This is a genomic window from Pseudomonas rustica (assembly GCF_018336155.1).
GTDB lineage: Bacteria > Pseudomonadota > Gammaproteobacteria > Pseudomonadales > Pseudomonadaceae > Aquipseudomonas > Aquipseudomonas rustica.
On record NZ_JAGYHF010000004.1, the window covers coordinates 254,614 to 273,075 of the forward strand.

General features: G+C 60.2%; 16 protein-coding genes and 1 pseudogene. 10 read left to right on the plus strand and 7 right to left on the minus strand.

Annotated features, from left to right (window positions below):
• Positions 1 to 195: 195 nt before the first annotated feature.
• Positions 196 to 1,569 (plus strand): nucleotide 5'-monophosphate nucleosidase PpnN, encoded by a 1,374-nt coding sequence (ppnN, locus tag KFS80_RS09120; protein WP_053121310.1) that lies wholly within the window; start codon positions 196 to 198, stop codon positions 1,567 to 1,569.
• 177 nt (positions 1,570 to 1,746) lie between these two features.
• On the opposite strand, the pseudogene KFS80_RS09125 reads toward ppnN, so the two are convergent.
• From KFS80_RS09125 to KFS80_RS09140, 4 genes and pseudogenes are all read right to left on the minus strand, one after another.
• Positions 1,747 to 2,027 (minus strand): annotated as a pseudogene (locus KFS80_RS09125) (FAD/NAD(P)-binding protein); the annotation flags it as partial.
• A gap of 185 nt (positions 2,028 to 2,212) precedes the next feature.
• Positions 2,213 to 2,551 (minus strand): hypothetical protein, encoded by a 339-nt coding sequence (locus KFS80_RS09130; RefSeq protein ID WP_212544597.1) that lies wholly within the window; start codon positions 2,549 to 2,551, stop codon positions 2,213 to 2,215.
• Between the two features lie 127 nt (positions 2,552 to 2,678).
• Positions 2,679 to 4,070, minus strand: a complete 1,392-nt coding sequence (locus KFS80_RS09135) for an FAD/NAD(P)-binding protein (protein ID WP_212544598.1) — start codon at positions 4,068 to 4,070, stop codon at positions 2,679 to 2,681.
• A complete protein-coding gene (locus KFS80_RS09140) occupies positions 4,071 to 4,634 on the minus strand; it encodes a helix-turn-helix domain-containing protein (protein ID WP_159814118.1) in 564 nt (187 codons plus the stop codon).
• Positions 4,635 to 4,719: 85 nt separating this feature from the next.
• Between KFS80_RS09140 and KFS80_RS09145 the strand changes: the two genes are divergently transcribed.
• From KFS80_RS09145 to KFS80_RS09175, 7 genes are all read left to right on the plus strand, one after another.
• Positions 4,720 to 5,655 carry a DMT family transporter gene (locus KFS80_RS09145; protein WP_212544599.1) on the plus strand — a complete coding sequence of 312 codons (936 nt, stop codon included), beginning with the start codon at positions 4,720 to 4,722 and terminating at the stop codon, positions 5,653 to 5,655.
• 247 nt (positions 5,656 to 5,902) lie between these two features.
• Positions 5,903 to 8,821, plus strand: coding sequence for a monovalent cation/H+ antiporter subunit A (locus KFS80_RS09150; RefSeq protein ID WP_212544600.1), 2,919 nt, complete (start codon positions 5,903 to 5,905; stop codon positions 8,819 to 8,821).
• Positions 8,821 to 9,165 (plus strand): Na+/H+ antiporter subunit C, encoded by a 345-nt coding sequence (locus KFS80_RS09155; protein WP_007910763.1) that lies wholly within the window; start codon positions 8,821 to 8,823, stop codon positions 9,163 to 9,165. The genes KFS80_RS09150 and KFS80_RS09155 overlap by 1 nt, the downstream gene beginning before the upstream one ends.
• On the plus strand, positions 9,162 to 10,841 hold the full coding sequence (locus KFS80_RS09160; protein WP_212544601.1) for a monovalent cation/H+ antiporter subunit D: 1,680 nt from the start codon (positions 9,162 to 9,164) through the stop codon (positions 10,839 to 10,841). The genes KFS80_RS09155 and KFS80_RS09160 overlap by 4 nt, the downstream gene beginning before the upstream one ends.
• Positions 10,838 to 11,326 carry a Na+/H+ antiporter subunit E gene (locus KFS80_RS09165; protein ID WP_053121323.1) on the plus strand — a complete coding sequence of 163 codons (489 nt, stop codon included), beginning with the start codon at positions 10,838 to 10,840 and terminating at the stop codon, positions 11,324 to 11,326. The genes KFS80_RS09160 and KFS80_RS09165 overlap by 4 nt, the downstream gene beginning before the upstream one ends.
• A complete protein-coding gene (locus KFS80_RS09170; protein ID WP_003225959.1) occupies positions 11,323 to 11,601 on the plus strand; it encodes a K+/H+ antiporter subunit F in 279 nt (92 codons plus the stop codon). The genes KFS80_RS09165 and KFS80_RS09170 overlap by 4 nt, the downstream gene beginning before the upstream one ends.
• Positions 11,598 to 11,960, plus strand: a complete 363-nt coding sequence (locus KFS80_RS09175) for a Na+/H+ antiporter subunit G (protein WP_053121325.1) — start codon at positions 11,598 to 11,600, stop codon at positions 11,958 to 11,960. The genes KFS80_RS09170 and KFS80_RS09175 overlap by 4 nt, the downstream gene beginning before the upstream one ends.
• Before the next feature lie 121 nt (positions 11,961 to 12,081).
• Here the strand turns inward: KFS80_RS09175 and KFS80_RS09180 are convergent, their stop codons facing one another.
• The 3 genes from KFS80_RS09180 to KFS80_RS09190 form a co-directional block, all read right to left on the minus strand.
• The gene (locus KFS80_RS09180; RefSeq protein WP_212544602.1) at positions 12,082 to 13,179 is read right to left on the minus strand and encodes an extracellular solute-binding protein; all 1,098 of its coding nucleotides are present in this window, start codon (positions 13,177 to 13,179) and stop codon (positions 12,082 to 12,084) included.
• 2 nt (positions 13,180 to 13,181) lie between these two features.
• Positions 13,182 to 14,306: an agmatine deiminase gene (gene aguA, locus KFS80_RS09185; RefSeq protein ID WP_212544603.1), complete on the minus strand. Its 1,125-nt coding sequence runs from the start codon at positions 14,304 to 14,306 to the stop codon at positions 13,182 to 13,184.
• Between the two features lie 99 nt (positions 14,307 to 14,405).
• Positions 14,406 to 15,290, minus strand: a complete 885-nt coding sequence (locus KFS80_RS09190) for a LysR substrate-binding domain-containing protein (RefSeq protein WP_212544604.1) — start codon at positions 15,288 to 15,290, stop codon at positions 14,406 to 14,408.
• Positions 15,291 to 15,543: 253 nt separating this feature from the next.
• Between KFS80_RS09190 and KFS80_RS09195 the strand changes: the two genes are divergently transcribed.
• Complete coding sequence (locus tag KFS80_RS09195) at positions 15,544 to 16,032, plus strand: GFA family protein (protein ID WP_212544605.1); 489 nt, start codon at positions 15,544 to 15,546, stop codon at positions 16,030 to 16,032.
• A 194-nt stretch (positions 16,033 to 16,226) separates the two neighbouring features.
• Positions 16,227 to 18,434, plus strand: coding sequence for a TonB-dependent siderophore receptor (locus tag KFS80_RS09200; protein WP_212544606.1), 2,208 nt, complete (start codon positions 16,227 to 16,229; stop codon positions 18,432 to 18,434).
• Positions 18,435 to 18,462: the final 28 nt, after the last annotated feature.

An 18,462-nucleotide genomic window follows, 5' to 3' on the forward strand; every position in this document is an offset into this window, starting at 1 on the left:
GGGCAAACAAAAAAACTCGCCGGCGCATTATCGCCTCCACGAGGGATTTAGCTATGCTGGGGCTCCTTTTCATCTTTTCAGCGTCCAACGGGAACATGGCGGTACAGCGCAGATCGTGCCATCTTCATTCATGGATACACACTATTCGGATGCCATCGCCTAGTCTTGAGATGACATCGTTTTAAGGATCATTGCATGACCCAACGACACGTAATCAATGCCTCGGTCAGCCCGAAAGGCAGCCTGGAAACCCTTTCTCAACGTGAAGTTCAGCAACTGAGCGAAGCCGGATCCGGCAGCACCTATACCCTCTTCCGCCAGTGCGCCCTGGCCATCCTCAACACCGGCGCCCATGTCGATAACGCCAAGACCATCCTCGAAGCCTACAAGGACTTCGAAATCCGCATTCACCAACAGGATCGCGGTGTGCGCCTGGAGCTGCTGAACGCTCCGGCCGACGCCTTCGTCGACGGCGAGATGATCGCCAGCACCCGTGAAATGCTCTTCAGCGCCCTGCGCGACATTGTCTACACCGAAAACGAACTCGACAGCCAGCGCATCGACCTGACCACCTCGCAAGGCATCAGCGACTACGTTTTCCACCTGCTGCGCAACGCGCGCACCCTGCGCCCGGGCGTCGAGCCGAAAATCGTGGTGTGCTGGGGCGGCCACTCGATCAACACCGAAGAATACAAATACACCAAGAAGGTCGGCCACGAACTGGGCCTGCGCAGCCTTGATATCTGCACCGGTTGCGGCCCCGGCGTGATGAAAGGCCCGATGAAAGGCGCGACGATTGCCCACGCCAAACAGCGTATTCATGGTGGCCGCTACCTTGGTTTGACCGAACCGGGCATCATCGCCGCCGAAGCGCCAAATCCGATCGTCAACGAACTGGTGATCCTGCCGGACATCGAAAAACGTCTGGAAGCGTTCGTCCGTGTTGGCCACGGCATCATCATCTTCCCGGGCGGCGCTGGTACGGCGGAAGAATTCCTCTACCTGCTCGGCATTCTGATGCACCCGGACAACCAAGGCCTGCCCTTCCCGGTGATTCTCACCGGGCCGAAACACGCCGCACCGTATCTGGAGCAGCTCGACGCCTTCGTTATCGCAACCCTTGGCGAAGCGGCCAAGCAGCACTACGAAATCATCATCGACGACCCGGCCGAAGTCGCGCGGCAGATGACGCAAGGCTTGAAAGCGGTGAAGCAGTTCCGTCGCGAGCGCAACGACGCGTTCCACTTCAACTGGCTACTGAAGATTGACGAGGGCTTCCAGCGTCCGTTCGATCCGACCCACGAAAACATGGCGAATCTGAAACTGCACCGCGACCAGCCACCGCATGAACTGGCGGCGAACCTGCGTCGGGCGTTTTCGGGGATTGTGGCGGGGAACGTCAAGGATAAGGGCATTCGTTTGATCGAAGAACACGGGCCGTATCAGATCCGTGGTGACGCGGCGATCATGCAACCACTCGACGCACTGCTCAAAGCCTTCGTCGCCCAGCACCGGATGAAACTGCCGGGCGGCGCGGCGTATGTGCCGTGTTATCGCGTGGTGGCGTAACCCTCCCCCGCCACCGCTAAATACATGTAGGAGTGAGCCTGCTCGCGATAGCGGTCGATCATTCAACTACGGTTTTGAAGCGGACGGCCCCTTCGCGAGCAAGCCCGCTCCCACATTTTGAAATGCATTCCAAGTGTGGGAGCGGGATTGCTCGCGAAGAGGTCAGCGCAAACACCCTCAACCCAACAGCCGTATCGCCAAAGCCTTCGCCTGCAACGCCACATCCGTCACCGCCGTACTCTCCCACCACATCCCCCGCAACGGCGGGCCCATCGCAAACAGTCGACTGGCCATACACGCCACCCGCAATCCCCAACGCCAAAGGTCCCGGCTTCACGATTGCTGCGGCAATGGTCGCGGCACACGCTGCCAGTCGTACTCAATGCCACTGGAATTAATCAACGCCACACTTTGAACCACACAGGTTCAGCCTTGCCTCGTCGACTCACCGTGCAACTGCTCAACCAACCGCGCACCAAGGTGGGAGCAATGGCAGTCTTCCAACTGACCGAATCAAGACTTCCATGGGCATCCAGCGACTTAATGCTGGCTGCCCTTGGTTGATCTTAGCGAATGGCTCTGGACATATTCATGAACATTCTCAGCGTTATGTTTGACCCAAGTGCATGCGCTACGCTACCGATTAATGAGTAATTTCATATTTGGTATTGGGAGCGACCACCTGATTTCCGCCAATGTTCAATCGATATGAAAACTCAACGCCCTTTGGGCCTACATGATTGAGCAATTCTGCGCGTGGCACATTTATCTCGATTGTTTGCGAATACGGTGTGACCCCCTCAAATCGTGCTGTGAGCGGCACTCCATCAAGAACAACCTGAACATAAAATGGGACACCTTCAAACTCATCAAGGCGATACGGCAGAATCTGAGCTGTAGCACCATCCATTGGGACATCGGAAAGTTTAATCATGTCGCCTATGGCTTCTTTGATTACAAGGGGCTGTGGGATACTGGTCATTTTTTAGTCCTTTAATAACTTGATGAGTACGACTGAATTATTGCAGTGCAATTAGGGAGCCTCGGCAATACTTGCACAACTGTCAGAAATTACAGGTAAACCCTATTTTCCGACCAACGGTACGCGTTCAGTGAACCAATCTTTGAGCCAACGCCTTCGCCTGCAACGCTACATCCGTCACCGCCGTACTCTCCCACCACATCCCTCGCAGCGGCGGGCCCATCGCAAACAGTCGACTGGCCACTCGCCCTTCCGCATCCATCACCGCGCCATCCACTGCCGCAATCCCCAACGCCAACGGCCCTGGTTGCACCAATCCACGCGCGAGCAATTGCTTTGGCAACGGACGCGCCACGCGCCGCCAGTCGTATTCGATGCCACTGGAGTTGATCAACGCTGCACCGTGAACCACGGAGGTCTCAACCTCGCCACGGCGTCGGATGCGAATATTCACGCCACCCTCCGTTGTCGGCACTAGCCCTTTAAACGATGCAGCTTGAATCCTCAGACGTCCTTCACTGTGCAACCGCGCCAGCAATTCAGCACTCAACGGCGGCGAACGATGATGATGGCTTTCCCACCATGGCCGCACATGCCGTACGAATTGTCGCCGCTGCACGTCATTCGCCTGACTCCACAACCGTCCGATATGTGCCCGAACCGTATCGAGGGGAGCCTGCCAGTCGATGCCTTGCGCGACCGCCTCACGACAATGGCGGCGCAACTCGCGCAGCAACTGCCGTGGTGTTCGAATGCTGTGATCCTCGGCGAGAAAATCCACCCACGCTGGCGGTTGCCGGCGTACGTGCGGCAGCAAGCCATGGCGAGAAAACACTTCTATCGGCCCGCGATGCCCGGCCTGCTCCAGCGAAACCACCGCATCGACCATGGTCAGGCCAGAGCCAATGATCAGCACGGTGGATTGCGGATCGAGCTGGCGCATGGCCGCGACGTCCCACGGATCCAGCGCAGCGGCGTTGAGGCCACTGGATTCGGTCTGCGGCGTGCGCGCGGCAGGAAACATGCCGGTGGCGATGACTGCGAATGAACCTTGCAGGTTCTGTCCATTGCTCAAAGTAAGCTGCACGCAATCTTCGCGCACCTGCAGATCAACAACTTCTGAGCGCACATGCTCGACGATCGAACCATATCGAGCGCCGACCGCCCGGGCTTCGGCCAGACGTTGCTGCACGTAGACGCCGAATAATCCGCGCGGCGGGAACAGCTCGCTGGTTGGCACATGCTGCTCGGCAGACTCAGGCCAACCGCCCGCCGCGATGTGCTCGGTCAGCCATTGTGTGAGGTCGTCAGGGTTGTCTGGATCAACGCTCATTCGTGCAGCGTTGCCGTTGAGCGTGTGGCCCAATTCGACTGCGCTGTAGGCCTCACCCCGACCGAGTTCGGCGCGGGGTTCGATGATCAGGATTTTTCGCTGGCCCGGTTGCCGCAGTAGTTGCACCGCCAGCATCGTACCGCTGAGGCCACCGCCGATGATCAGGATGTCTGCGCTGTATTCCATTCAAATCACCACATTGCGCACAAACCGCGCCGGCACATCCCCGTCATTGCGATAGGTATGCGGCTGATTACTCGCAAACATAAAAAACTCCCCGGTACCAATATGCTGCGGCACGTCGCCGAGCATCAGCGTCAGGCACCCTTCGAACACATAAATCTGCTCACTCCAGCCTTCGGCATCCGGTTGCGACGGATACACCTCGCCCGGCGCCAGGCACCATTCCCACTGCTCGACTTCACGGGTAGCGGTGGCTTTGGACAGCAACACCGCTTTACTGCCCGGCAGCGTGCCGGCCCACGCCAGTTCGTTGATGCGGCTCGGATCGCGAGCATCCGGCGCTTGAATCAGATCGCTGAATGCCACTTCCAGTGCGGCGGCGACGCGGTCGAGGGTGGTCAGGCTGACGTTCTTTTCCCCGGCCTCGATCGCTACCAGCATCCGTCGACTGACTCCGGATTTCTCGGCCAGCGCCGTCTGGCTCATGTCAGCCGCGTGCCGCAGGCGTCGAACGTTCTGGCTGACGTGTTGAAGGACGGACGTTCTTGGGGCGGAATCTTTGGGCACTATATTGCTCACTCGGTGAGGTTGGGCAGTATACTGCGCAACGTTGGGCGCATTGTGCGTCCTGCCTTTTATAGTGCGCAAGGTCATGACGTCGTTGAACAGCTCCCCCACTTCCCTCCGTTTCTCCAGATTCAGCAAAGCCGAGTGCGTGCTGGTACTGATTACCATGATCTGGGGCGGCACCTTTTTGCTGGTGCAGCACGCGATGACGGTCAGCGGCCCGATGTTCTTTGTCGGCCTGCGATTTGCTGCAGCGGCGTGCATCGTTGCGTTGTTCTCGTGGCGGCATCTGCGCGACTTGACCCTGTTTGAACTCAAGGCCGGCGCCTTCATTGGCGTGGCGATCATGCTCGGTTACGGCCTGCAAACGGTTGGCTTGCAAACGATCCCGAGCAGCCAGTCGGCGTTCATTACCGCGTTGTACGTGCCGTTCGTGCCGCTGCTGCAATGGCTGGTGCTGGGACGGCGGCCGGGGTTGATGCCGAGCATTGGCATCATGCTGGCGTTTACTGGTTTGATGTTGTTGTCGGGGCCGGCGGGGGCTTCGCTGAATTTCAGTCCGGGCGAAATTGCCACGCTGATCAGCGCCATCGCGATTGCCGCCGAGATTATTTTGATCAGCACTTACGCCGGGCAGGTGGATGTGCGCCGGGTGACGGTTGTGCAATTGGCGACGACGTCGGTGTTGTCGTTCCTGCTGGTGGTGCCCACGGGCGAATTGATCCCGGAGTTTTCCTGGACGTTGCTGGTGACTGCATTGGGTCTGGGCGCTGCGAGTGCGGCAATTCAGGTGGCGATGAACTGGGCACAGAAGAGCGTTTCGCCGACGCGGGCGACGTTGATCTATGCCGGTGAGCCGGTGTGGGCCGGGATCGTCGGGCGGATTGCTGGCGAGCGGTTGCCGGCGATTGCGCTGGTCGGGGCTGGTTTGATTGTCGCGGCGGTGATTGTCAGTGAGTTGAAGAGCAAGGGTAAGGTTGTCGAAGTAGAAGCTGAGCTGGAGCGGGAAACTCAGGGTTGATCATCAATATTTTTAGCGTCTGACCCTGCGCTTTCGCGAGCAAGCCCGCTCCCACATAGGAATGTATTTCAAAATGTGGGAGCGGGCTTGCTCGCGGAAGGGCCAGCAGCCACAACATCCACCCTCCCGAAACAATGCCAAACCGAAATATTCAGACTACTTTGTAGGATTCTGAGACATCCTGGCGTTTGGTGATCGGGGAGCTGGCACGTATGATGCTTCACAAACTTCCGCAGATTAGAAGCCTATGTCCCTGATAGTTCTACTGCTTCTGCCATTCATTGGCAGCTGTCTGGCAGCGGTGCTGCCACACAACGCGCGTAACACCGAATCCCTGTTGGCAGGTCTGGTCGCTCTGATCGGTACCGTCCAGGTCGCGATGCTGTACCCGCAAATCGCCCACGGCGGCGTCATCCGCGAAGAGTTCATGTGGCTGCCCAGCCTCGGTCTGAACTTCGTTCTGTGCATGGACGGCTTCGCCTGGCTGTTCTCGATGCTGGTGCTCGGCATCGGCACACTTGTTTCTTTATATGCCCGTTATTACATGTCGCCGGATGACCCGGTGCCGCGTTTCTTCGCGTTTTTCCTGGCGTTCATGGGCGCCATGCTTGGGCTGGTGATCTCGGGCAACCTGATCCAGATCGTGTTTTTCTGGGAGCTGACCAGCCTCTTCTCGTTCCTGCTGATCGGCTATTGGCACCACCGCGCCGACGCCCGACGTGGCGCCTACATGGCGTTGATGGTCACCGGTGCCGGCGGGTTATGCCTGCTGGCGGGGGTCATGATTCTCGGCCATGTCGTTGGCAGCTATGACCTCGACAAGGTCCTGGCCGCCGGCGATCTGATTCGCGCACATGCCCTCTACCCTATCCTTCTGCCCCTCATTCTTATCGGCGCACTCAGCAAAAGTGCGCAGTTCCCGTTCCACTTCTGGCTGCCCCACGCGATGGCGGCGCCGACCCCGGTTTCTGCTTATCTGCACTCGGCGACCATGGTCAAGGCCGGGGTGTTCCTGCTCGCCCGTCTGTGGCCGTCGCTGTCCGGCAGCGAAGAATGGTTCTACATCGTCAGCGGCGCCGGCGCCTGTACGCTGCTGCTCGGCGCGTATTGCGCGATGTTCCAGAACGATCTCAAGGGCTTGCTGGCCTACTCGACCATCAGCCACCTCGGCCTGATCACCTTGCTGCTGGGTCTTAACAGTCCGCTGGCCGCCGTCGCGGCGGTGTTCCACATTCTCAACCACGCCACGTTCAAGGCCTCGCTGTTCATGGCGGCAGGCATCATCGACCATGAAAGTGGCACCCGTGACATCCGCAAACTCAGCGGCCTGATCAAACTGATTCCCTACACCGCGACCCTGGCCATGGTTGCCAGCGCCTCGATGGCGGGCGTGCCGTTGCTCAACGGCTTCCTGTCGAAAGAAATGTTCTTCGCCGAAACCGTGTTCATCAATGCCACGGCGTGGGTAGAGATGTCGTTGCCGATTGTCGCGACCATCGCCGGCATGTTCAGCGTCGCTTACTCGCTGCGCTTCACCGTTGATGTGTTCTTCGGCCCGCCGGCCACCGACCTGCCGCACACCCCGCACGAACCGCCGCGCTGGATGCGCGCGCCGGTTGAATTGCTGGTGTTCACTTGCCTGCTGGTGGGAATTTTCCCGGCGCAAATCGTCGGCCCGCTCCTTGCCGCTGCGGCGCTGCCCGTGGTCGGTGGTGTGCTGCCGGAATACAGCCTGGCGATCTGGCATGGTCTGAATGCGCCGATGATCATGAGCCTGATCGCCATGTCCGGCGGCATCGTTCTGTACCTGCTGCTGCGCAAGCAGTTCAAACTCGGCCGATTCAAATACCCGCCACTGGTGGGACGCTTCAACGGCAAGCGCCTGTTCGAACGCAGCCTGGTAGTGATGATGCGCATGGCCCGGCGCGTCGAGCGGCGTTTGGGCACCAAGCGTCTGCAAATGCAATTGTTCCTGATGGTGCTGGCCGCGGTGCTCGCCGGTCTGATCCCGATGCTGCACAGCACGCTGAGCTGGGGCGACCGGCCGAAGATCCCCGGTTCCATCGTCTTCGTGACCCTGTGGCTGCTGGCGATCGCCTGTGCCCTCGGTGCCGCTTGGCAGGCCAAGTATCACCGTCTCGCCGCACTGACCATGGTCAGCGTTTGCGGGCTGATGACCTGCGTGACCTTCGTCTGGTTCTCCGCGCCGGATCTGGCGCTGACGCAACTGGCTGTTGAAGTGGTCACCACGGTGCTGATCCTGCTCGGCCTGCGCTGGCTGCCACGACGGATCGAAGAGGTTTCGCCGTTGCCGAGCACCCTGCGCAAGGCCCGCATTCGTCGTCTGCGCGACTTGTTGCTATCGATTGCCGTCGGCGGCGGCATGGCGCTGCTGTCCTACGCGATGCTGACGCGGCAGACGCCGAACGACATTTCCTCGTTCTACCTCAGCCGGGCCATGCCCGAGGGCGGTGGCAGCAACGTGGTCAACGTGATGCTGGTGGATTTCCGTGGTTTCGACACCCTCGGTGAAATCACTGTGCTGGTCGCCGTGGCGCTGACCGTGTTCGCCCTGCTGCGCCGTTTCCGCCCACCGAAAGAAAGTATGCAGTTGCCGGCTCAGCAACGCCTGCTGGCACCCGACGTAGTCACCGATCTGGTCAACCCGCGTTCGGCCAGCGACACCGCGCTCGGTTTCATGATGGTGCCGGCGGTGCTGGTACGCCTGCTGCTGCCGATTGCGCTGGTGGTGTCGTTCTACCTGTTCATGCGCGGGCACAATCAGCCGGGCGGCGGTTTTGTCGCCGGTCTGGTGATGTCGGTGGCGTTCATCCTGCAATACATGGTCGCCGGCACGCAGTGGGTCGAGGCGCAAATGAGCCTGCGACCGTTGCGCTGGATGGGCACCGGTTTGCTGTTCGCCACCGTCACCGGTTTGGGGGCGATGCTGGTCGGCTATCCGTTCCTGACCACGCACACCTGGCATTTCAGCTTGCCGGTGCTGGGTGACATCCATATCGCCAGCGCGCTGTTCTTCGACGTCGGCGTATACGGCGTAGTAGTGGGTTCAACGCTGTTGATCCTCACCGCCCTCGCCCACCAATCGGTGCGGGGTCACAAGACCGCATCGCTGCCCAAATCCGTCGCCAGCAAAGGAGCCGTCTGATGGAAGAAGTCATCGCAATCGCCATCGGCGTCCTCGCCGCGTCCGGCGTCTGGTTGATCCTGCGGCCACGGACGTTCCAGGTGGTCATGGGCCTGTGCCTGCTGTCCTACGGCGTCAACCTGTTCATCTTCAGCATGGGCAGCCTGTTCATCGGCAAGGAGCCGGTGATCAAGGACGGCGTGACTCAGGACTTGCTGCACTACACCGACCCGCTGCCACAGGCGCTGGTGCTGACCGCAATCGTCATCAGCTTCGCCATGACCGCGCTGTTCCTCGTCGTTCTGCTCGCTTCGCGCGGCCTGACCGGCACCGACCACGTCGATGGCCGGGAGCCTAAAGAATGATGGCGATGACTCACCTGATCGCCGCACCGATTCTGCTGCCGCTGCTGACCGCCGCCATTATGCTGATGCTCGGCGAACGGCACCGACCGCTGAAGGCGAAGATCAACCTGTTCTCCAGCCTCGTCGGTCTGTTCATTTCGGTGTTGCTGCTGCAATGGACACAAACCACCGGCGTGCCCGGTTCGATCGGCGTGTACCTGCCGGGCAACTGGCAGGCACCGTTCGGCATTGTCCTGGTGGTCGATCGACTCTCGGCGCTGATGCTGGTGCTGACCGGTATTATCGGCGTCAGCGCCCTGCTCTTCGCGATGGCGCGTTGGGACGGCGCCGGTTCGAGTTTCCACGCGCTGTTCCAGATTCAATTGATGGGCCTGTACGGGGCGTTCCTCACGGCGGATCTGTTCAACCTCTTCGTGTTCTTCGAAGTCTTGCTCGCCGCGTCTTATGGCCTGTTGCTGCACGGCTCGGGTCGGGCGCGGGTGTCGTCAGGGCTGCATTACATCTCGATCAACCTGTTGGCCTCGTCGCTGTTCCTGATCGGCGCGGCGCTGATCTACGGCGTCACCGGTACGCTGAACATGGCGGATCTGGCGCTGAAAATTCCGCTGGTGCCGGAAGCCGACCGTGGCTTGCTGCATGCGGGCGCGGGCATTCTCGCCGTTGCGTTTCTGGCCAAGGCCGGCATGTGGCCGTTGAATTTCTGGCTGGTGCCGGCCTATTCCTCGGCCAGCGCGCCGGTGGCGGCGATGTTCGCGATCATGACCAAGGTCGGCGTTTATACCCTGCTGCGTCTGTGGACGCTGCTGTTCTCCGGGCAGGCCGGTGCTTCGGCGTACTTCGGCGGTGAATGGCTGATCTACGGCGGCATGGTGACCATCGCCTGCGCCGCGCTGGCGATTGTCGCGGCGCAACGTCTGGAGCGCATGGCCAGCCTGAGCATTCTGGTGTCGGCCGGGATTCTGCTGTCGGCGGTCGGTTTCGCTCAGCCGAACCTGATCGGCGCGGCGCTGTTTTATCTGGTCAGCTCGACGTTGGCCTTGAGCGCATTGTTCATGCTGGCAGAGTTGATCGAACGTTCGCGCTCGGCCAACGAAATCCCGCTGGAAGACGAAAGCGACATGCTGCCGCGCCCGCAAGAATCCTTGCAACCGCCCAAAGGCATCAACCTCGACGACGAACAAAAAGCCGTGGTCGGCCAGGTCATCCCGTGGACGATGGCGTTTCTCGGTTTGAGCTTTATCGCCTGCGCGCTGCTGATCATCGGCATGCCGCCGCTGTCCGGGTTTATCGGCAAACTCAACCTGATCAGCGCCCTGCTCAATCCGTTGGGACTGGGTGCCGGAGAGCCGATTTCGATGGCCGCATGGGCATTGCTGGCATTGCTGATTCTTTCTGGGCTGGGCTCGTTGATGGCGTTCTCGCGCCTCGGTATTCAGCGTTTCTGGACGCCTGAGGAACGACCTTCGCCGCTGCTGCGCAAACTCGAATGCGCGCCGATTTTCTTGCTGCTGGGTTTGAGCATCGTCCTCACCTTTAAGGCTGAGCCGCTGATGCGTTTCACCCAGGCCACCGCCGATGCGCTGAACAATCCGCAGCAGTACGTGATGGCGGTGCTGGGCACCCGCGCCGTACCAAGTCCGGAAGCCAAAGCGGCGATGCTGGAGGTGCAGCCATGAAGCGCATTTTCCCTGCACCGTTGCTGTCGCTGGCGCTGTGGCTGCTGTGGCTGGTGCTGAACCTGTCGGTCAGCCCCGGCAATCTGCTGATCGGTGCGATCCTCGGTTTTTGCGCGCCGTTGATGATGCGCAAACTGCGCCCAAAGCAGGTGCGCATTCGTCGGCCGCTGACAATTCTGCGCCTGCTATTGGTGGTAGGACGCGACGTGGTGGCTTCCAACCTGATCGTGGCCTGGGGCGTACTCAATGCCGGGCGCCGCCCACCTCGCTCCGGGTTTATCAAAGTGCCGCTGGATCTGCGCGACGCCAACGGTCTGGCTGCGCTCGCGGCAATCTGCACCGTGGTGCCCGGTACGGTGTGGTCGGAACTGGCGCTGGATCGCAGCATTTTGTTGCTGCACGTTTGGGATCTGGACGATGAGGCGCACTTCATCGAGCACTTCAAAACCACGTACGAGCGGCCGTTGATGGAGATCTTCGAATGAGCCCATTACTGTCGAACGCGATTTTGTTGACGCTGTTCCTGTTTTCGCTGGCCATGGTGCTGACGCTGATTCGCCTGTTCAAGGGCCCCTCGGCGCAGGATCGGGTACTGGCGCTGGATTACCTGTACATCGTCGCGATGCTGATGATGCTGACGCTGGGCATTCGCTATTCCAGTGACACGTATTTCGAAGCGGCGCTGCTGATCGCGCTGTTCGGCTTCGTCGGCTCGTTTGCCCTGGCGAAATTCCTGCTGCGTGGCGAGGTGATCGAATGAATGCTGAATTGTCTCTGTGGGTCGAGATTCCGGTGGCGATCCTGTTGGTGCTCAGCGGTGTGTTTGCGCTAATTGGTGCGACCGGATTGCTGCGAATGAAGGATTATTTTCAGCGCATGCACCCGCCGGCACTGGCTTCGACGTTGGGCGCTTGGTGTGTGGCGCTGGCGTCGATCATTTGCTTTTCGGCGCTCAAATCGGGGCCGGTACTGCATGCATGGTTGATCCCGATTTTGCTGGCGATCACGGTGCCGGTGACCACGTTGCTGCTGGCGCGGGCGGCGTTGTTTCGCAAGCGTATGGCGGGGGATGATGTGCCGGCTGAGGTGAGTAGTCGGCGGACTGAGGGTGGTAGCTGATTCAGGATTTTGGTTGTCTGGACTGGCGCCTTCGCGAGCAAGCTTTGCTCCTACAGGGGCATGCATTCCGATGTAGGAGCAGAGCTTGCTCGCGAAGGCGTCGGGACATCCAACACAAATCTCAGAGCCCTGACTTCAACCGGCTAAACGCCCGAATCAACGCCCGGTTGAACGCCTTGCCATTGTCATTCTTGCTATACAACGTAGCCCGCACTTCAGCCGAGGGATACGTCCCCGGATCATTGCGAATCGATGCATCCACCAGACCATCCGCCGCCGTGATCGCATTGGCGTAATGGATGGTGTCAGTAATTGGCGCCATCACCTCAGGCGTCATCAGATAATCCATCAACGCCAGCCCGGCTTCGGGATGCGGTGCATCCTTGGGGATCACCATCGCGTCAAACCAGATCAAGGTGCCTTCTTTCGGAATCCGGTAACTGAGCTTGAACGGCTTGTTCGCCGCCTCCGCCTGCCCAGCGGCAATCGCCACGTTGCCGTTCCACGACATCGCCACGCAGGTGTTGCCGTTGGCCAGATCGCTGATGTTCAGGTCATTGTCGAAGTAGCGAATATACGGACGAATCTTCGCCAGTTGCTGCTCGGCGAGTTTCAGGTCATCGAGATTCTGCCGGTTGATGTCCAGGCCCATGTACTTCATGACCGCCGCAAACACTTCATTCGGATCATTGAGCAAGCTCACCCCGCAGTCGGCGAATTTCGACACCACCGCCGGATCGAACAGCATCGCCCAACTGTCCTTTTGCGCATCGGGCAAACGCTTTTTGACCGCCTCTTCCTGATAGCCCACACCCGTGGTGCCCCACGCGTAGATCCCCGCGTAACGATTGCCCGGATCGAACACCGCCATGTGCTGACGGAACTCTTCCCCGACGCCGGCAAAGTGCGGCACCCGCGCCTTGTCCAGCGGCTGGATCGCACCGCTTTCGATGGCTCGCGACAGATGCTGCCCAGCGGTGAGCACCAAGTCGTAGCCACTGCGCCCGGTGAGCAGTTTGGTTTCGACGGTTTCGAGCGAATCGAAGTGATCGGCAACCACATGGATGCCGGTTTTCGCCTCGAAATTCTTCAAGGTATCCGGGGCCAGATACTCGCCCCAAATGTACAGATTAACCACCGGTTTGGCGGTGTCGGCAGCCTGCACACACAAGGGTGCAAGCACCAGCAATAACGCTTGAGTCAGTTTGTGCAGGCGCATGGTCACGCTCCCTTCTTGTGGTCAGGCGTGCCGGCGTATTGCGGCATGGTGATGCACGCCACGTTGCCGCCGCCGAGCAGAATTTCCCGGGAGTTTTCAATGCCGACGATCTTGTGCTGCGGGAACAGTTCGGCCAGCGTCGCCATCGCGACTTTGTCCTGACGATCACCAAACAGCGGCACCACGATCGAGCTGTTGCCGGCGTAATAGTTGATGTACGACGCGCAGATTTTCGTGCCGGCCTGACGGGTGTGGGTGCTGTCCTGCTGATCCAGTCCTTCGGCTTCTTCGGCGGTCCATTCGAGCACGTCCGGTTGCGGCAGTTTGTGCACGATCAGTTCACGGCCACGGCTGTCGCGGGTGCTGCGCAGAATGTCGTAGGCCTCTTGATAGATTTCCCATTGCGGATCGTCGCGATTGTCGGTCCATTGCAGCACCACTTCACCGGGGCGGACGAAGCAGGCGAGATCGTCGACGTGGCCATCGGTTTCGTCGAACTTGCAGCCGCGTGGCAGCCAGATCACTTGTTCGGCGCCGAGGTAGTCGGTGAGTCGGCGGGTGACTTCGTCTTTGCCCAGATGCTGATTGCGATTGCGGTTGAGCAGGCACTGTTCGGTGGTGAGGATGCTGCCCTGACCGTCGCTCTGGATGCCGCCGAGTTCGGCAATCAGTGGCGCGCGATAGCGGTCGAAGCGCTCGATTTCGAGGATTTTGCTGGCGATCTGATCGTCTTTGTCCCACGGGTAGTAGAGGCCGCCGTCGAGGCCGCCGTAAGCGTTGAATTCGAAATCGACGCCGCGCACTTCGCCACTCTGATCATTGACCACAAAGCACGGGCCGCTGTCGCGGAACCAGGTGTCGTTGCAGGTCATCTCGACCACGCGCACTTGCGGCGGCAACTGGCGACGGGCCGTGGCAAATTGTGCAGCGGAGGCGCAAACGGTGACCGGTTCGCTGTGGGAGATGGCGGTAACGATCTGCACCCAGACTTTCTGCGCAGGCTTGGCGCCGTTGCGCCAGACGTCAGTGCGCTCCGGCCAGCCGAGCCAGCAGCCGGACTTGCTTTCGAATTCGCCGGGCAGGCGGAAGCCGTCGTGTTTGGGGGTGGAGTCGAGCAAACGTGCCATGGTCAAACCTCGTCTTCGCGATGGGAATGACCACACGGTACGGGCGTTGGCGGAGGGCCCGCCAACGATGAATATTGCGGAACAGTTGAATTCAACTCATCAATCAGCCAGCTGATCGTTGAACCATTCAAGCATCTGCGCCACCGCTGGACGCTCCATGCGCACCCGTTCGCAGACCAGCGCGTATTGGCCGAGCGCAGTCATGCTGGAGGTAAATGGCCGCACCAGCCGCCCGCTCTGCAAATCTTCCTGCGCGGTGAGGTTGTCGCCCATCGCCACGCCCTGCCCTTGCGCCGCGGCTTCCAACGCCAGACCTGCGTGAGCGAAATACAACTGACGCTGCGGACGCTGATCGCCGGCATGGCTGGTGAGCCACGCGGTCCAGGTCTTACCGTCCTGATCATCGTGCAGCAAACAGTGGCGGGCCAGATCCTTGGGCGTCTTCAGCGTGCCCTGGTTGAACAGGCCGGGACTGCACACCGGGAAGAATTGCAGCGCCGGCAACGGTCGAACGAAGTAAGCGCTGCTGTCGACCGGGCCGGTGCCGTAGGTGATGGCGAGGTCGATGTCTTCGCCGGGGCCGCTGGCGTCGATCGGTTGTTCGTAGAGGTGCAACGTGATGTGCGGGTAGCGCGCGTAGAAATCGGTGAGGCGGCTCATCAGCCACTTTTGCGCAAGTTCGGCGGTGACGGCCAAACGCAGCACGGCCAGCGAGGATGGATCGCGCAACTCATCGCAGGCGTCGCCGATCAGTTCGAAGGCTTGCTGCAGGCTTTGCATCAGGCGGCCAGCGGCGATGGTCGGGCGGATTTGCCGGCCTTCGCGGATGAACAGGGGGACGCCGAGTTGTTCTTCGAGCTGGCGGATCTGGTGGCTGACGGCGCTGTCGGTGACGCACAGTTCGGCGGCGGCGCGACCGAAATGCGCGTGACGAGCGGCGCACTCGAAGGTTCGCAGGGCGGCCAGTGAGGGGAGTCGTCGCATGGTTTGTTGATCCCTGTTTTTAGGCGGACATGCTGACCGGCCGGCCTGCGCCAGTCCAGTAGGAGCTGCCGCAGGCTACGATCTTTTGATCTTGTTTGACTAACCAGAGTTAAAAGATCGCAGCCTGCGGCAGCTCCTACAGGGGCATGCATTTCAAATTGTGGGAGCGGGCTTGCTCGCGAAGGCGGCGGCACATTCACCACAACTCTTCTAGGCTAACCCGAACCATCCCAGCCAACCGGAGGCCCCCATCATGCACCTCGAAGGCTCCTGCCACTGCGGCGCGGTCACGTTCAGCCTGACCAGCGCCCACCCCTACCCTTACCAACGCTGCTACTGCTCGATCTGCCGCAAAACCCAGGGCGGTGGCGGTTACGCGATCAACCTCGGCGGCGACGCGACCACGCTCAAGGTGCAGGGTCGCAAAAACATCACGATTTACCACGCAAAGATGAAAGACCCAGGCGAAAAACGCGCCCACCGCAGCACCGCGGAACGGCATTTCTGCGCATTGTGCGGCAGCGGTTTGTGGCTGTTCAGCCCGGAGTGGCCGGAGCTGATCCACCCGTTCGCCTCGGCCATCGACACCGCGTTGCCGGTACCGCCGGAACACACGCACCTGATGCTCGGCTCGAAGGCGCCGTGGGTCGAAGTCGACGCCAAAGCCAAGGACAAGCAGTTCGACGTCTACCCAGAAGAATCCATTGCGCAGTGGCATGAACGCCTCAACATAACCTGCTAACCACACCCTGTGTAGAAGCTGCCGAAGGCTGCGATCTTTTGATCTTGATTTTAAAGATCAAAAGATCGCAGCCTTCGGCAGCTCCTACACAGGGGGCATTAATTTTATGTACGCAGTTCCCCTTTGCCGTTCTCGTTCGGTTAACCCCTCAGAAGCACTTCAACTACCGATCGATTCGATGCAAAGGGATCTCCATGTCGCACGTCCGTTTTCGTTTTGCCTTGTGCCCGTTGGCGCTGGCCCTGCTGAGCCTCCACGCGCACGCCGCTGAAACCGTCGCCAGAACCGATGAAGCCCTGCAACTGGGCGCCACCAATATTTCCGCGCAAGGCCTCGGTGCGGTCACCGAAGACACCCATTCCTACACCACCGGCGCAACGTCCTCGGCCACCGGCTTGCCGCTGTCGATTCGCGAAACACCGCAATCGGTCACGGTCATCACCCGCCAGCAAATGGACGATCGCGGCGTGCAAAGCGTCGGCGACGCACTGCGCAACACCCCCGGCATTTCCACGCAAAAGTACGACAGCGACCGCACTGAGTTTTCCGCGCGCGGCTTCGCTATCACTAACTTTCAGTACGACGGCGTGAACATTCCGTACGACGGCGTGTACGGCGAAAATCCGAACAACGGTGACGACGCCGCGAGCATTGATCGCGTCGAAGTGATCAAAGGCGCGACCGGCCTCATGACCGGTAACGGCGATCCATCGGCCACGGTCAATCTGATCCGCAAGAAGCCGACCAAGGAATTCAAAGCGTCAATTAGCGGCACCGTCGGTTCGTGGGATGCCTATCGCACCGTCGGCGATATCTCCGGGTCACTGACCGATTCGGGCAACGTGCGCGGGCGTTTTGTCGGTGCCTATTCGGACAAGAATTCCTACCTCGATCACTACAGCCAGAAGAAAGACCTGTTCTACGGCATCCTCGAAGCCGACCTGACCGACGACACCCTGCTGACCTTCGGCATCGACAAATCCAGCACCACGCCGCGCGGCAGTTCCTGGACTGGCAACCCGGTGTACTTCAGCGATGGCGGCCGCACCGAATTCCCGCGTCATTTCAACTCCGGTGCTGACTGGAGCCGCCGCGATTTCGACAACATCACCTACTTCGCCTCGCTGGAGCAGGCGCTGGCGAATGACTGGAAATTCAAGGTCAGCCTCGACCAGAAAACTACCGATCACGATACGCAACTCGCCTCGGCCAGCGGTGGCAATCCTGATCGCGCCACCGGCGAGGGCATGTTCTTGTATTGGGGCCGCTGGGAAGGCCATCGCGTGCAGAACACTGCGGACGTCAACGTCTCCGGCCCGTTCACCTTGGGCGGTCGCGAGCATGAGCTGATTGCCGGTGTAATGACCGCGCACTCGCGCCAGACCGGCTCGACCTACGACACCAGCGCCTTCGCGCAAGTACCGGGGAGCATTTACGACTGGAACGGTGAACTGCCGAAACAGCAATTCCCGAAGAACGGTAAATACGAGCGCACCCAAAGCCAGAACGGTGTGTACCTGGCCTCGCGCCTGCACCCGACCGACGATCTGTCGGTGATCCTCGGCAGCCGCTTGAGCACCTTCAAGTACAACGAAGATTACGGCTACATCCCCGGCGCCGGGCTGGACGATACCCACGCCAGCTACAAGGAACACGGCGTGGTCACGCCTTACGCCGGGCTGGTCTACGACCTCAACGACACCTACTCGCTGTACGCCAGTTACACCAGCATCTATCAGCCGCAAACCTTTAAGGACATCAACGGTTCGACCCTTGCCCCGGTCGAAGGCGACAGCTATGAGGCAGGCTTGAAAGCGGCGTATTTCGACGGTCGATTGAATGCCGCGCTGGCGTTCTTCCGCATCGAACAGGACGGCGTCGCCGAATCGATCGGCACCAACCCGGTGACCAACGAAGGCATCTACAAATCCATCGACGGCGCGACCACCCAAGGCGTGGAACTGGAACTGGCCGGCGAACTGGCCGAAGGCTGGAACGTCTCCGCCGGCTACACCTACGCGCGCACCCGCGATGCCGATGAGCAGCGCATCTATGGTTATCCACTGTCGACCACCAAACCTGAACATGTGGTGCGCACCTTCACCACCTATCGACTGCCCGGCGTGCTGGACAAGGTCACCGTTGGCGGCGGCGTGAGCTGGCAGAGCGCGTTCTACGGCAACATCTACAGCGCCCCGGCCGGCGATTACACGCGCATCAAACAAGGTGGCTACACCCTCGTCGATCTGATGACGCGCTATCAGTACAACGAAAACCTGAGCTTCACCGTGAATGCCAACAACGTGTTCGACAAACAGTACCTGACGGGGCTGGGCAACTTCGACACCACGTTCTACGGCGAGCCACGCAATGTGATGCTGACGACGAAGTGGGATTTTTGATCCAGGGCTGAATTGGTTTTTTCAGGGC